At 55.5% G+C, this 14,003-nt stretch carries 11 protein-coding genes; 8 read left to right on the top strand and 3 right to left on the bottom strand.

The window, feature by feature from the left end; all coding sequences use genetic code 11:
• Window positions 1-58: 58 nt before the first annotated feature.
• The gene (locus HBA55_RS07415; RefSeq protein ID WP_166988948.1) at window positions 59-3,067 is read right to left on the bottom strand and encodes a response regulator; all 3,009 of its coding nucleotides are present in this window, start codon (window positions 3,065-3,067) and stop codon (window positions 59-61) included.
• Between the two features lie 222 nt (window positions 3,068-3,289).
• The gene (argH, locus tag HBA55_RS07410) at window positions 3,290-4,690 is read right to left on the bottom strand and encodes an argininosuccinate lyase (protein WP_166988946.1); all 1,401 of its coding nucleotides are present in this window, start codon (window positions 4,688-4,690) and stop codon (window positions 3,290-3,292) included.
• A gap of 148 nt (window positions 4,691-4,838) precedes the next feature.
• Here argH and HBA55_RS07405 point away from each other — a divergent pair, with 148 nt between their 5' ends.
• The 7 genes from HBA55_RS07405 to HBA55_RS07375 all read left to right on the top strand — a co-directional run bounded on the left by HBA55_RS07405 (window position 4,839) and on the right by HBA55_RS07375 (window position 11,437).
• Window positions 4,839-5,900, top strand: a complete 1,062-nt coding sequence (locus tag HBA55_RS07405) for a sensor histidine kinase (protein WP_166988944.1) — start codon at window positions 4,839-4,841, stop codon at window positions 5,898-5,900.
• Window positions 5,901-5,923: 23 nt separating this feature from the next.
• Window positions 5,924-6,658 (top strand): LytR/AlgR family response regulator transcription factor, encoded by a 735-nt coding sequence (locus HBA55_RS07400; protein WP_166988937.1) that lies wholly within the window; start codon window positions 5,924-5,926, stop codon window positions 6,656-6,658.
• A gap of 168 nt (window positions 6,659-6,826) precedes the next feature.
• Window positions 6,827-7,777: a hydroxymethylbilane synthase gene (gene hemC / locus HBA55_RS07395; protein WP_166988935.1), complete on the top strand. Its 951-nt coding sequence runs from the start codon at window positions 6,827-6,829 to the stop codon at window positions 7,775-7,777.
• Window positions 7,755-8,594 carry a uroporphyrinogen-III synthase gene (locus tag HBA55_RS07390; RefSeq protein WP_166988933.1) on the top strand — a complete coding sequence of 280 codons (840 nt, stop codon included), beginning with the start codon at window positions 7,755-7,757 and terminating at the stop codon, window positions 8,592-8,594. Before hemC ends, HBA55_RS07390 begins: the two co-directional genes overlap by 23 nt.
• Window positions 8,595-8,627: 33 nt before the next feature.
• Window positions 8,628-9,806 carry a uroporphyrinogen-III C-methyltransferase gene (locus HBA55_RS07385; protein WP_166988930.1) on the top strand — a complete coding sequence of 393 codons (1,179 nt, stop codon included), beginning with the start codon at window positions 8,628-8,630 and terminating at the stop codon, window positions 9,804-9,806.
• 1 nt (window position 9,807) lies between these two features.
• Complete coding sequence (locus tag HBA55_RS07380; RefSeq protein WP_166988928.1) at window positions 9,808-11,034, top strand: heme biosynthesis HemY N-terminal domain-containing protein; 1,227 nt, start codon at window positions 9,808-9,810, stop codon at window positions 11,032-11,034.
• A complete protein-coding gene (locus HBA55_RS07375) occupies window positions 11,027-11,437 on the top strand; it encodes a diacylglycerol kinase (protein ID WP_240945945.1) in 411 nt (136 codons plus the stop codon). The genes HBA55_RS07380 and HBA55_RS07375 overlap by 8 nt, the downstream gene beginning before the upstream one ends.
• Window positions 11,438-11,440: 3 nt before the next feature.
• On the opposite strand, the gene ubiD is transcribed toward HBA55_RS07375, so the two are convergent.
• Complete coding sequence (ubiD, locus tag HBA55_RS07370; RefSeq protein ID WP_166988926.1) at window positions 11,441-12,910, bottom strand: 4-hydroxy-3-polyprenylbenzoate decarboxylase; 1,470 nt, start codon at window positions 12,908-12,910, stop codon at window positions 11,441-11,443.
• Window positions 12,911-12,982: 72 nt separating this feature from the next.
• Between ubiD and HBA55_RS07365 the strand changes: the two genes are divergently transcribed.
• Complete coding sequence (locus HBA55_RS07365) at window positions 12,983-14,002, top strand: mechanosensitive ion channel domain-containing protein (protein ID WP_166988925.1); 1,020 nt, start codon at window positions 12,983-12,985, stop codon at window positions 14,000-14,002.
• Window position 14,003 lies beyond the last annotated feature (1 nt).

Genomic DNA, 14,003 nt, shown 5'->3' with positions numbered 1-14,003 from the left:
GCCGCATCATGGACGAACAAAGGAGGTCTGTGCGTCAGTGTACCACTGAATTCATCTCTCAGTCGCTGGTGGTGTGAGCCTGATCTGCAAGGTGGTGAGCGAGGGTCTTATAGAGCAATTGCGGGTTCACCGGTTTGGTGATGTAGTCATCCATACCGGCCTCGAGACAACGCTGGCGGTCACCCTGCAGAGCGTGGGCGGTCATGGCGATAATCGGAATGGAGCCCTGTTTGCCGTCTTTGCGAATGCGGCGGGTGGCTTCGTAGCCGTCCACTTCCGGCATCTCCATGTCCATCAGTATCGCCCCGAAGTGCCCGATGGGCTGGCGTTGCAATTGCTCAATGGCTTCAAGTCCATTGTTGGCAACAATGACTTCAACCCGCTTCTTTTTGAGGATGCCGATGGCCACTTTCTGATTTACCAGATTGTCCTCGGCCAGCAACACTCGTGCCCCCGCCAGCACTGTGTCCAGGGTTTCGTTAGACATCTCCTGGGGTTGTTCGAACAATTTTTCGCCAAAGGCCAGTGCCACCGCGTCAAACATCCGCGACGGGGTAACGGGCTTGTTGATAAATCCATCTATGTTGATCAGGGGGTGCTCTGAAGCAATGTCATTGCGGCTATAACTGGAGATCAGAATGGTTTTAGGTTTCTGGGCAATACCATTGTGTTCCCGGATAAGCTTGCATCCTTCGAGACCATTGATGCGTGGCATCTTGTAATCCATAAATACCAGTTCATAACCGCTACCGGGTTGTCGGTTGGCTTCGGTCAGTAAAGTGATGGCTTCTTCGGCGCTGGTGACGGTATCCACATTCAGTTTTAGGGATTTGGCGGTATTTTCCAGAACCGCCAGGGCACTGTGGTGGTCGTCAACAATCAGTGTACGAAGGTTGTGATAACGCTGCGGTTCGTGGCGAACCGGCTGCTCACCCAGCTGGCTACGGTCAAAACTGGCGTTAAAGGTAAAGCAGCTGCCCTTGCCTTTTTCGCTCTGCACCTGCAGTTCGCCGCCCATTTGATCGACAAGGTATTTGCAAATGGTCAACCCCAGACCTGTACCACCAAAGCGCCGGGATGTGGACTCGTCAGCCTGGGTAAAAGGGTCAAACAAGTGCTGCAATTTTTCACTGTCGATCCCTAAACCACTGTCCACCACCGAAAATTCCAGTTCTACGTTTTGCCCGTTTCTCTTCTGACCACGGCGCAGCTTCTTGCGGGTTCGGACGATAATTTCTCCGCCGCTATCGGTGAATTTGACGGCATTGTCGATCAGGTTGTGGAGGATCTGATGCAAGCGCCGGGAATCCCCTTTGATAAATCGCGGGACATCGTGGGCAATATCAAATATGAGCTCGATATTCTTCTCATCGGCCTTTTGAGAGTTGGCGTTAGACAGTTGGTCATAAACATTGTCGAGATCGAAGTGAGCGTTTTCCAGCAGGTACTTGCCCGACTCCAATTTGGAGAAGTCGAGAATTTCATCAATGATATGCAACAGGCTGGCGGCGGCATCGTTGATGTTAGTGAGATAATTCTTTTGCTTGTGATCGAGCTGGGTGTCCCGAAGTAAATGGCCCATGCCGATGATGGCATTCATGGGGGTGCGAATTTCATGGCTCATCCGCGTCAGGAATTCGTTTTTGGTCTGGTTGGCAGCGATGGCTTCCACTTTGGCCTGGCGTAATTCGGCCTGTGCCTGCTTAAATTGGGTGATGTCCGCATTAATGCCTACGCAACGGGTGGGATTGCCCTCGCTATCAAAATCGATGTATTTCGAGCGACTGTAAATCCACAGTATCCGACCGGACTTGTGGCGCATGCGGAACTCGCATTGCACCACATCCAGTCGGTTCTTTAGTCCCTGTTCGGCCACATTGCGCAGATAATTGACGTCTTCCGGGTACATCAGTTGGGTTTGGAAGGCGGAATAGGTTTCCTCCACCTCACCTGGCTGGTACCCCAGCATGCGCAGATAGCTCTCGCTGAAATGGATGGAATTATCCACCAGATTCCAATCCCAGAGCCCGTCTCGACTGGCCTCGAGCGCATGGTTATAGCGTTTGTCGCTCTCTTCCAGAGAACGGGTCATGCGATTGCGACTGACGGACCGGGCCAGGGCATCGGCAATAATCTGGGCGGCTTCGAGCAAGCGTTGCGACCAATCACCGTGTCCTTGATGGCAAGCCAAAGTCAGCAGACCGTCAAGATGTTCCTGGTAGTGGATCGGAATAGCCACCACCGATGTGATACCCAGTTGTTGCAGCTTTTCCAGCAGTGGTTCGTCGACTTGTCCAGACTTGTGGCGGTTAATGACCAGGGGCTGATTACTTCCCAACAACCCTTCCAGAATTGGATAAAGAGATAGGGTTTCGCCATTAAACCCGTAGTCTTCTTCATCCCCGTCAGCGCTCCAGAGGCAAACCTGGGAGAAGTGCTCGGAACCGCTGTCTCGCAGCCGCAACACAGCTCGGTCGGCACCAAAGAACTCCCCCAGTGACTGCAGGGTTCTCTCGATATTGCTCCAGCAATCGTCTTCCAATAGTTGCCTCAGGGTATGGCGCATCCACTGTTCTGTCTGAGCAATGGATGCCTGTTCCAGTTGCTCGCGTTTGATGCGGTCGATATCGCTGATACTGCCGATAATATGACTGGCCTGTCCGTCCTCCGAGCAATCCAATACTTTGACATGTAGCTGGAACCAGCGGGGCTCACCACTGCTGTTAACCAGCTGTAGCTCGGCACTGTAGTCCTCGGCGTTGAGAATACAGTGCTTAAAAGCCTGGCGAATGCGCTCTCGATCGCAGTCGGCGATGCACTCGCGAATAAAATCCTTATTGGGAGAGGTGGGCGGGTAGCCCAGGGCCTCAGCGGAATTGTCGCTGTAGACGATGCCGCGCCCATCGTTGCGCCAGCTGAAGCAAGCGGTCCGGGTGGTGCGCAGTAGAATGTTGGTGATGCTGTTGCTGTCGCCAGAATCATCCTGTTTGAGCCGCGAATCCAACTGTGCTTCCAGTTCACGTATGCGCTGCCGCAATTGTTCGGGGCTAAATCCGTTCTCTGCCATAGACGCCATGTACCAGTAGGTTAGCGGTTGGTCTCAACATCTCACCGTTACAAAACGACTGCTCGCAAAGTACCCCTCCTTTTTGCAGGCAGTCCTTTAAGCTTAGTTGAGAAACGCAGGTTTGCCAGTGGAGTCCGGTGTAGAGAGAGTTAATTAGCGTAAAGCTTTGTGGCAGGGTGGTGACTGTGTTGGTCAGCACAGTCACCTTGTGAGTTGAAAGGGTTATGAACGTCCGGTCAGTGTTGCCAGTGCCTGGGTGGCGGCCTGGCGTACCTGGTTGGGTGCTGTGCCGCCGACATGATCGCGTGCTGCCACAGAGCCTTCCAGAGTCAGTACGTCAAAGACATCGGAGTCAATATCAGTGCTGAACTGCTGCAATTCCTCCAGGGTCATTTCGGACAGATCTCTCCCCTGTTCGATACCAAAGGCAACCGATTTGCCGACAATTTCGTGGGCATCCCGAAAAGCCACACCGCGACGTACCAGGTAATCGGCCAGATCAGTGGCGGTGGAAAAGCCGCGTCGAGCAGCCTCCAGCATGGCATCGCGTTTGGCTTCAATCGCCGGGACCATATCGGCAAAGGCACGCAGACAATCCTTGACCGTATCAACGGCGTCAAACAGGGGCTCTTTGTCTTCCTGATTGTCCTTGTTGTAGGCCAGGGGCTGGGACTTCATCAAAGTCAGCAGGCTGATCAAATGGCCATTGACGCGGCCGGTCTTGCCGCGCACCAGTTCAGGTACATCCGGGTTTTTCTTCTGCGGCATAATTGAGGAGCCGGTGCAGAAACGGTCCGGCAGATCAATAAAGTTAAACTGGGCGGATGTCCATAGAACCAGCTCTTCCGACATACGAGAGAGGTGGGTCAGAAGCAAACTGGCAAAACTGCAGAATTCGATGGCGAAGTCACGGTCCGACACAGAATCGAGGCTGTTGCGGGTGGGTTGCTCAAACCCCAGCAGCTTTGCGGTCAGTTCGCGATCGATCGGATAGGTGGTGCCCGCCAGGGCCGCTGCGCCCAGAGGTGACTGGTTAACACGCTTGCGACAGTCAAGCAGACGGCCGTAGTCGCGCTCAAGCATTTCGTTCCAGGCCAAAAGGTGGTGACCGAAAGTCACGGGTTGTGCCGTTTGCAGGTGGGTGAAGCCTGGCATGATGGTATCGGCTTCGGTTTCAGCCAATTGCACCATGCCGGTCTGCAAGCGTGTCAATTCAGCGGAAATAGCGTCTATTTCATCCCGCAGCCACAGTCGAATATCGGTTGCCACCTGGTCATTGCGAGAACGACCGGTATGCAGCTTCTTGCCGGTAATGCCAATTTTGGCGGTCAGTGCGGATTCCACGTTCATATGAACATCTTCGAGGGGGATCGACCATTCGATGGTACCTGCCTCAATCTCCGTCTGGACTTCATTGAGCCCCTCGATGATCTGATCGCGTTCCTCTGTGGTCAGAACTCCGGCAGTTTCCAGCATAGTGGCATGGGCGATCGAACCCTGAATGTCGTGGCGATAGAGGCGCTGGTCAAACTGGATGGAAGCGGTGAAACGTTGCACAAAGGCATCCGTGGCTTCGCTGAAACGGCCGCCCCACTGCTGGTTTGTTTTTTCGTCCTGACTCATGGAAATGACTCTCTGAATAACGGGTAGAATGCGTCGAAAGCCCGGTAGCGGCAACAACGTCCGCTCACTGCAGCAGTGCGTTGATTACCCCCTCCGGGAAAAGCTGGCTATTATAGCTCAGCTGAATGCAAATGAGGGTTATTGCTCAATGCCTGACAACTTCCGGTTTTCGGTACGCGATCCCGAGCCTTTTCTGCCCAATCTGTGCGCAATACAAGCAGTTTTTATGCTGGTGTTACTCGGCGAGCTGCTGGCTGTGGCATTAACCGTCGCCGACAGCGGCCTGGAACACTTCAATTGGGGGGGGCTGGGGCTTAGATCCTTCCTCATTTTGTGGATCTTCCTTCTCAGCGCTGCCAGCCTCTGCCCTCTGCGTCTGTGGCTTGGGGGGTTACCGTCAGCTTTGGCTGGTGCCGTGAGTTATTTACTGGTGCTGGCGGTGACATTGCTTTGCACGGTGACGGGCCTCTGGATATTGGACGGCTGGCAAAGTCGAGATGGGATGCGTGCCCTCGAAAGCCTGTTGCTCGCAGCCATATTTGCCGGCGTTCTATTACGCTATCTCTATTTACAGCAGCAATTGCACAACCAACAGCAGGCTGAGCTGCGCGCGCGCATACAGGCGCTGCAGTCCAGGATTCAGCCTCACTTTCTGTTTAATTCGATGAACAGCATTGCCAGTCTGATATCGGTGGAGCCGGAAAAAGCCGAAAAGCTTGTGGAGGATCTGTGTGAGTTGTTTCGCGCCAGTTTGGCGGAACCGGGGCAGGTCCCGCTTAACGAAGAGCTGCTGCTTTGTCGGCATTACATGTCTATTGAGCAGGTGAGGTTGGGCTCCCGATTGCAAGTGAAATGGCACTTGTCGCCAGGGCTTGAGAAAGGCGACAATGATGTGCGCATCCCCCGATTGCTGCTGCAACCGCTGCTGGAAAATGCCATTCAGCACGGTATTGCGCCGATTCCGGAGGGGGGCACCGTGCAGGTCCGCGCTGAGGTCCGCGATGGCCGCCTGGAGCTGGAGGTGACCAATCCCCTGCCGGCCCAACCGGCCCAACCGGGTAACCAGATGGCGCTGACCAATATTCATAACCGCCTGCAAGCGTTGTTCGGGAATCGGGCGACCTTTAAGACTCAGGTGCAAAACGGGGAGTTTTCCGCTTATCTGGCCTATCCGGTTGATGGCTATCTGGCGGAGGAGTCAGCCGGCTGATACGGCTGCAAAAGGATGATGCTATGGATGTGGTGATCGTAGACGATGAGCCCCTTGCCAGAGACCGGCTAAAGCGGATGTTGGCCGATGAGCCTGACTTTCGGGTGGTGGCAGAAGTTTCCAGTGGCGACCGGGTTATGGCGGCGGTCATGGAGCATGACCCGGATATCGTACTGCTGGATATACATATGCCCGGTGAAAGTGGTCTGTTGGCGGCACAACAATTGGTGGATTTGGAAGATCCTCCAGCGGTGATCTTCTGTACGGCTTATGAGCAGCACGCACTGGAGGCCTTTGGTGTCAATGCCGTCGACTATCTGCTGAAGCCCGTACGCAAGGAAAAGTTGCTCGCCGCAATGCAGCAAGCCTGTAATCTCAACAAGGCACAGCGCCAAACGCTGAATCAAGGCAGTGAAGGTCGACCCCATATCAGTGCGCGCACTCGCCGCGGCGTGGAATTAATCCCGATCGAGCAAATCCACTTTTTTGCCGCTGACCACAAGTACGTCACCGTCTATCACCGTGAGGGAGAGACGCTGATCGACGATACCCTTAAAGAACTGGAACAATCGCTGGGCGAGCGCTTTGTAAGAGTTCATCGCAACGCACTGGTCGCGTTGAACCGGATCGAGGCCATGGAGAAAGGTGCCAATGGACAATTTGTCCTGCGCCTGACAGGCACGCAACAGCGACCGGTGGTCAGTCGCCGCCATGTCGCCGCCCTGCGTCAATTGTTGACGGGCGCAGCTGCCCCTTAGAGGTGCCCTGCGGTTGGTTTTCAACAGTTTATCAAAGCCGCCGCGGCGCCCGAAAAAGCCTGCTGTGGAAGATAAGACCAAGCGATAGGAGATGTTGAACGGTAGCTTTGGTATTATGCCGCTTCAAATGCACACCCTGCCAACCCCCCGGAATCTGAGCCCCGCGACATGACCATACGCCCTACCCGCCCCCTGAGAATCGCCACCCGCAAAAGCGCACTCGCACTGTGGCAGGCTGAATACGTGAAGGCTGAGCTGGAGCGTCACCATCCGCAGCTCACGGTAGAGCTGGTTCCCATGACCAGCCGTGGCGACAAAATCCTTGATGTGCCACTCGCCAAGGTGGGAGGCAAAGGGCTGTTTGTCAAAGAGCTCGAGCACGCGTTGCTCAGCGACGAAGCCGATATCGCCGTGCACTCGATGAAAGATGTTCCCATGGAGTTTCCCCAGGGGCTGGGATTGGCGGTGATCTGCCCGCGAGAAGACCCGCGCGATGCCTTCGTTTCCAACCGCTTTGAGACGCTTGCGGCGTTGCCAGCCGGCAGTGTCGTCGGAACCTCCAGTCTGCGTCGTCAATGCCAGTTGTTGGCCAAACGACCTGATCTGCAGGTGAAATTTCTGCGAGGCAACGTCAACACCCGTTTGCAGAAACTCGACGATGGCGATTACGACGCGATTATTCTGGCCACCGCCGGATTGTTGAGACTGGAGATGGCCGATCGCATTCGTGAGCGTATTGCTCCGGAATTCAGTTTGCCCGCCGGTGGTCAGGGAGCGGTGGGTATCGAAACCCGTAGCAATGATGAAGAGGTGCTGGCGTTGTTGCAGCCGTTGCACTGCCAAACCACGGCACAACAGGTCTTGGCCGAACGGGCCATGAACCGCCGTCTTGAAGGTGGATGCCAGGTGCCGATCGGTGGCTACGCGGTTCACGAAGGCGACCAGCTCTGGCTGCGGGGGCTGGTGGGTAAACCCGATGGCAGTGTGATGCTGGAGGACGACGTTCGCGGTCCGGTTGCCGATGCCGAACGCTTGGGGACAGAGCTGGCCGAACGGCTATTGAAGGCGGGGGCCGGAGACATCCTGTCAGAAGTCTATGGTGATCAACCCCGTGAATGAGGGAGACAGCTCCCCTTTGAGCGGTGTTCGGGTATTGAATACGCGACCGGATGCGCAGGCGGAAAAGTGGGATCAGTGTTTGAGGCAATCGGGGGCCACCACCTTAAGGGCGGCATTAATACAGATTGAACCCATCACTGAGCAGGATACAGAGGCCTGGAAGACTATTGGCTTCCGGATGCAAAGCCTGAGCAGTTACCAGCACTTGATCTTTGTCAGCCAAAATGCGGTTCGTCATGCTGAGCCCTGGCTGCAGCGCTATTGGCCTGCGGGACCAGGCCCACATTTGCACGCAGTGGGTGGAGCTACGGCAAAGGCGATAAAGGCTCTCAAGGTCATAGAGGCGCGGGGCCTGGAGGTAGCCGAGCCCGGTGGCAGTATGAACAGTGAGGCGTTGCTGGCACAGCCGACTCTGCAAGCATTGGCCGGTCAACGGGTTATGATACTCCGGGGTCAGGGAGGGCGAACCTTGCTGGGAGACACATTGCAGCAACGGGGCGCCAAAGTTGATTACTGCGAGCTTTATCGCCGTTGCTTCCCCCAAGGGGTTGTTTCTGAGCTGCTTAAAGGGCGTTGGGGGCGGTCCACTGACGTGGTGGCGGTGCACAGTGGTGAAGGCCTGCTGAACTGGGATCGGGTCATTGCCGAACTGGGTCAAGGTGACTGGCGCAATCTCCCCGTGTTGCTGCCAGGAGAACGCGTAGCCAGGCTGGCCAGGGAAAAAGATTTTAACACTCTGCTGGTGGCCGAGAGCGCCGCTGACCAGACTATGCTGGAACAACTGCTGGTTTGGCGACAACAGCAGACATGTGGATAACGCGGAATCATTACAAGGAATACCAACAACATCATGAGCGAAGAGCGCAATTCCGACGAGCAAGTCGAAGATGTATCCGGGGTGGCCGTTGCAGATATTGCGGAACCCATCAAGGATTCGGAGGCATCTGAGCCCAAACAGGATAAAACAGCGACGAGCCGTGCACCGCTGTGGCTGGTGGCACTGGTGGTTGTTATGTTGCTGGCGATGACAGGCACCGGTTATCTGGGGTGGAACTGGCTACAACAACAAACTCAGCAGCAACAGGCCTGGCGTTCATCACTGCAGCAACAACAACAACAACTCACACAGGCGCGCAGTCAATTGCAGGAGGTTGCCCAACAGCAACGCAGTCAGGTACAAGATTGGCAGAATGGCCTTCAGGGGCTGGACCAGCGCCTGCAACAACACAGCCGCCGGCTGCGCAGCCTGGCGACAACCAGCCGCGAAGACTGGCTGTTGGCGGAGGCGGAATATCTCTTGCGTCTGGCCAGCCAGAGACTATTGATGGAGCGCGGACCCAGCGGTGCTCTCGCTCTGTTGCAGGCGGCGGACAAAATACTGGTGGAGATGGATGACGACGAACTGTTTCCTGTACGTGACAAGCTGGCGCGGGATATCGCTGCGCTGAAGTTGGCGCCAGCTATTGATCGCAGCGGTCTCTATTTACAGATTGATGCCCTCTCCGAACAGATTATGCAGTTGCCTCAAACGCCACGCTACCAAAGACCCTTGCAGGAATCTGTCAGCGATGCTGCAGCCCCTGCACCAGAAGGCTTCTGGCCAAACCTCAAAAGCCACTTCTTCTCGGCTATGGATCGCTTTGCCAGCCAGGTGCAATACCGCCGCCATGACAAACCACTGCCGCCTCTGCTGCCTCCCGATGGCGGCAGTTATCTGCGCCAGAACCTTCGCTTCAAGCTGGAGCAGGCTCAGTTGGCATTGTTGAGAGAGGAATCATCCATCTATCGACACAGCCTGGAGCAGGCTGTCTCAACATTGCGTCAGTTCTTCCCTATGCAATCGCGGGCGCAAACGATTGCCAATGAGCTGCAGCAACTATCCGGTCAAGCCGTTCGCACCGACCTGCCTAGTCTTGGTGGTTCACTCAGTGCTTTGCAAGAATACATAGAACGGCTGCACCTGCTGGATGCCACCGCCGGTCAGCCTCAGCTGCGCGAAGAGCCCGGCACCGATGAGGGAGGGCAGTAAGGTGAAGTGGCTGTTCTTTGCTCTGGTTCTCGCCCTGTTCGGGGGCAATGTGTTGTACCAATGGATGTTGAACCAGCCCAGCTATTTACTGATTGTGATCGGGCATCACTCCTGGGAAACCAGTGTCTGGTTTGCCCTGATCATGCTGGCGCTGACGGTATTTTTGATCTGGTTCGGCTTGTGGTTATTGCGGGGAGGCTTTCGCGGCATTGGCAACCAGCTGCAGAAAGTATTTGTGGGCGCAGAAGTTCGGGGACAGCGCCAGACGGCCGCCGGGCTGATTTACTTTATCGAGGGCAATTGGCGCCAGGCGCTCAGGCTGCTAACCCGATCGGCGCCGGTCTCCAGCGCACCCCTGGTGAATTATCTGGGGGCAGCTCGCAGTGCCTACGAACTCGGCGACGAGCAACAGGCCAATAGTATGCTGGCCAAGGCAGAAGAGGAAAACCCTAATGCCGGCCTCGCGGTAGCCTTGACTCAGGCACGTATGCAGCTGCTGGCAAAAAAATATGAACAGTGTGCCGCGACCCTGGAACGCGCACGCAAGCTGTCACCAAAGCATCCCGTGGTGCTGGATCTGCTGCGTCAGGTGCTGGAACAATTGCAGGATTGGCAGGGCCTGGAAAAAATTCTGCCACAGTTAAAGCGGCAGAATGTGGTGGATGAGCACGAGTTAGAGCGGTTGTCGCGTTTGGTTTATATCCGACAGTTGCAACAGGCCGGACAACAGGACTTTAGCGCGGACGCCATCGAGAGCGCCTGGCAAAAAGTCCCCAAAAACTGGCGCCAGTCCCCGGAGGTGGTACTGATATACGTAAAACTGCTGGAGGCTGAAAAGGCAGCCATCAATGCTGAAAGCACTTTGCGCAAAGTATTGCAGAAGCAGTGGAACAGTCAATTGGTGCTCTATTACGGCTTGCTCAAGGGTGCCGATGTACAGCGCCAGCTGCTCACGGCTGAAGGCTGGCTCAAGGAGCGGCCGGGCAATGCGGAACTGTTGTTGACTCTAGGACGCCTGTGCATGCGCAACCAGCTCTGGGGCAAAGCCAGGGACTATTTCGAAAGCAGCCTGAAAATCCAGGGATCACCGGAGGCATTTGCGGAAATGGCGCGATTGCTGGCACATCTGGGTGAACATAAACGCAGCACCGAATACTACCAGCAGGGCTTGCTGCTCACGGCCGATCACCTGCCGGATTTGCCGATGCCGGAGGTTCGAAATGGATGAGGACATTCCAATGGATGCCAGTGAGTTAAAAGGCAAGCGCGGCATACGCCGGGTCATCAATGCCTTTGGCTATTCTCTCAATGGCTTTGCCATGGCCTGGAAAAATGAGGCTGCCTTTCGCCAGGAGATCACACTCGGAGCGATACTCCTGCCGCTGGCACTGTGGCTGGATGTGTCACAGCTGGAACGCATTGCCATGATTGCCTGTCTGGCACTGGTGATTATTGTTGAATTGCTGAACAGCGCGGTAGAGGCCGCAATTGATCGCATTGGCACCGACCACCATGAGCTCAGCGGCCGGGCCAAAGACCTCGGCTCTGCCGCTGTTCTGGTAAGCCTGTTGCTAACGCTGTATGTGTGGGGTGTGATCCTGTTCGAGCGCTTCAGTCACCTGCTGAGTTGAGGTTTATGGGTCAATGCCCAAACTGTCCCAGATATCGTCCACCCTTTGCTTGACCTCGGGGCTCATGACAATGGGTTCGCCCCACTCCCGTTCTGTTTCGCCGGGCCATTTATTGGTGGCATCCAGCCCCATTTTCGAACCCAACCCCGAGACCGGCGAGGCGAAATCCAGATAGTCGATAGGGGTATTGTCGACCAGCGTCGTATCGCGGATGGGGTCCATTCGGGTGGTAATCGCCCAGATCACATCGTTCCAATCTCTGGCGTTAACATCGTCGTCCGTAACTATCACGAATTTGGTGTACATAAACTGTCGCAGGAATGACCAAACCCCCATCATCACCCGTTTGGCGTGGCCGGGGTACTGCTTTTTCATGGTCACCACTGCCAGGCGATAGGAGCAGCCCTCCGGTGGCAGATAAAAGTCGACAATTTCGGGAAACTGCTTCTGCAGAATGGGGACGAACACTTCGTTAAGTGCGACACCCAGAACCGCCGGTTCATCCGGTGGACGACCCGTATAAGTACTGTGGTAGATGGGATCGCGACGATGGGTGATTTTTTCTACCGTAAAGACCGGGAAGCGATCGACTTCGTTGTAGTAGCCCGTGTGATCACCAAATGGACCTTCGTCGGCCATGTCGTCCGGGTATATAAACCCTTCCAGCACAAACTCCGCCGAGGCCGGAACCTGCAAGTCATTGGTGCGGCTTTTGATGACTTCGGTCTTGTCGCCTCTCAGTAGCCCGGCAAAGGCGTATTCGCTTAAAGTATCGGGTACCGGCGTCACTGCACCGAGAATGGTAGCAGGATCCGCACCCAATGCCACAGAAACCGGATAGGGTTCTCCGGGATGTTGCTGCTGCCATTCCCTGAAATCCAGGGCGCCGCCCCGGTGGGAAAGCCAGCGCATGATCAAACGATTCTTGCCGATCAATTGCATGCGATAGATACCCAGGTTTTGCCGCTCTTTATTGGGGCCACGGGTGATCACCAGAGGCCAGGTAACCAGTGGAGCGGCGTCGCCGGGCCAGCAGGTTTGGATCGGGAGGCGGTACAGGTCCACATCGGCGGCGTCAATCTCCACCTGTTGGCACGGGGCCTTGTTCACAACCTTGGGCCCCATGTTCAATACCTGTTTGAAGATGGGCATCTTCTGCCAGGCGTCACGCAAACCTTTTGGCGGTTCCGGTTCCTTGAGGAACGCCAATAGCTGACCCACTTCACGCAGGGCGGCAACCGATTCCTGGCCCATACCCAATGCCACTCGCTCCGGTGTCCCAAACAGGTTGGCGAGCACTGGGGTATCGTGGCCCACCGGATTTTCGAACAGCAGTGCGGGGCCCCCTGCTCGCAGCGTACGATCGCAAATTTCGGTCATTTCCAGATTCGGATCCACCGCCGCTTTGACACGCTTGAGTTGACCGCGTTTTTCCAGCAGCTTGATAAAGTCCCGCAGGTCGGAGTATTTCATAGGGTGTTGCCTTGGTGTTCGAGCCATTAGGCGTTATGGTTGTCAGACAGGCGGTTATTGTAGGGAATCGGCGTGTTGGAATCCATGTGGCAGGGGGTGGTGCAGGTGATGCCGGCACTGGTGCCAAGTCTGGCGCTGTTAACGGCAGCGGTGTTGGCCTTACATTGGTTGGGAAGGCGATCAAAAGCCTCGGTACACGGTCAACGATTTCGGGATCAGTTGGTGGTGGCTGCCGTCATTCTGGCGACTCTGGTGGGGCTTCCCTTAACCCTTCCACTCGAAAATTCCGTGCGCGGGCAATTGCTGACGGTACTGGGTCTGTTGTTGACGGCGATTGTAACGCTGTCTTCTCCCACGATTGCCGCCAATGCCATGGCTGGATTCATGTTGCGTTCCTTGAAGAACTTCTCTCCCGGCGACTTTATACGTGTCGGTGATCACTTTGGGCGTGTTACCGAGCAGGACCTGTTTCACACCGAAATCCAAATGGAAGATCGCAACTTACTGACCCTGCCCAACCTCTATTTGGCGACGAACCCGGTCAAGGTGGTTCACGCCGATGGGACCATTGTTTCGGCTGAGATCAGTCTCGGTTATGACGTCGATCACCAACTGGTGGAGGCGTTATTATTGCAGGCAGCGACAGACGCGGAATTGCAAGAACCGTTTGTACACGTGATGGCATTGGGAGACTTCGCGATCAGCTATCGCGTATCGGGGTTTCTGCAGCAGGTGCGACAGATCCTGTCGAGCCGCTCGCTATTGCACAAAAAGATGATGGACCGACTGCACGAACAAGGGGTGGAAATTGTGTCGCCTTCGTTTATGAACCAACGTCAGGTCAGCACGGCCATGATTCCTGAACGCTCCTTTATGATTGCCGGAAGAAGTTCCGGGGTTGACCCTGAAGAGCTGATCTTTGATAAAGCAGAGAGGGCACAGCAAATACAGGAATTGCAGAGCAACTACGAAGAGCTCAAGCAGGAGGTGGCGGCTCTGGATGAGGAAGACCCGCAGATGGCGCGCAAAAAGCGTCGGTTAAAAGCCATCAAGCGTGCGTTGCAGATGTTGCAAAGTAATGGTGAGCCATGAT

It is taken from the genome of Pseudomaricurvus alkylphenolicus (assembly GCF_011683955.1).
Lineage (GTDB): Bacteria > Pseudomonadota > Gammaproteobacteria > Pseudomonadales > Cellvibrionaceae > Pseudomaricurvus > Pseudomaricurvus alkylphenolicus.
This window is presented reverse-complemented; position numbering and strand designations above follow the sequence as displayed.

Coding starts and splice junctions, on each gene's coding strand:
- HBA55_RS07415 (WP_166988948.1), bottom strand. CDS start 3,067: ATGGCAGAGAACGGATTTAGCCCCGAACAATTGCGGCAGCGCATACGT.
- argH (WP_166988946.1), bottom strand. CDS start 4,690: ATGAGTCAGGACGAAAAAACAAACCAGCAGTGGGGCGGCCGTTTCAGC.
- HBA55_RS07405 (WP_166988944.1), top strand. CDS start 4,839: ATGCCTGACAACTTCCGGTTTTCGGTACGCGATCCCGAGCCTTTTCTG.
- HBA55_RS07400 (WP_166988937.1), top strand. CDS start 5,924: ATGGATGTGGTGATCGTAGACGATGAGCCCCTTGCCAGAGACCGGCTA.
- hemC (WP_166988935.1), top strand. CDS start 6,827: ATGACCATACGCCCTACCCGCCCCCTGAGAATCGCCACCCGCAAAAGC.
- HBA55_RS07390 (WP_166988933.1), top strand. CDS start 7,755: ATGGTGATCAACCCCGTGAATGAGGGAGACAGCTCCCCTTTGAGCGGT.
- HBA55_RS07385 (WP_166988930.1), top strand. CDS start 8,628: ATGAGCGAAGAGCGCAATTCCGACGAGCAAGTCGAAGATGTATCCGGG.
- HBA55_RS07375 (WP_240945945.1), top strand. CDS start 11,027: ATGGATGAGGACATTCCAATGGATGCCAGTGAGTTAAAAGGCAAGCGC.
- ubiD (WP_166988926.1), bottom strand. CDS start 12,910: ATGAAATACTCCGACCTGCGGGACTTTATCAAGCTGCTGGAAAAACGC.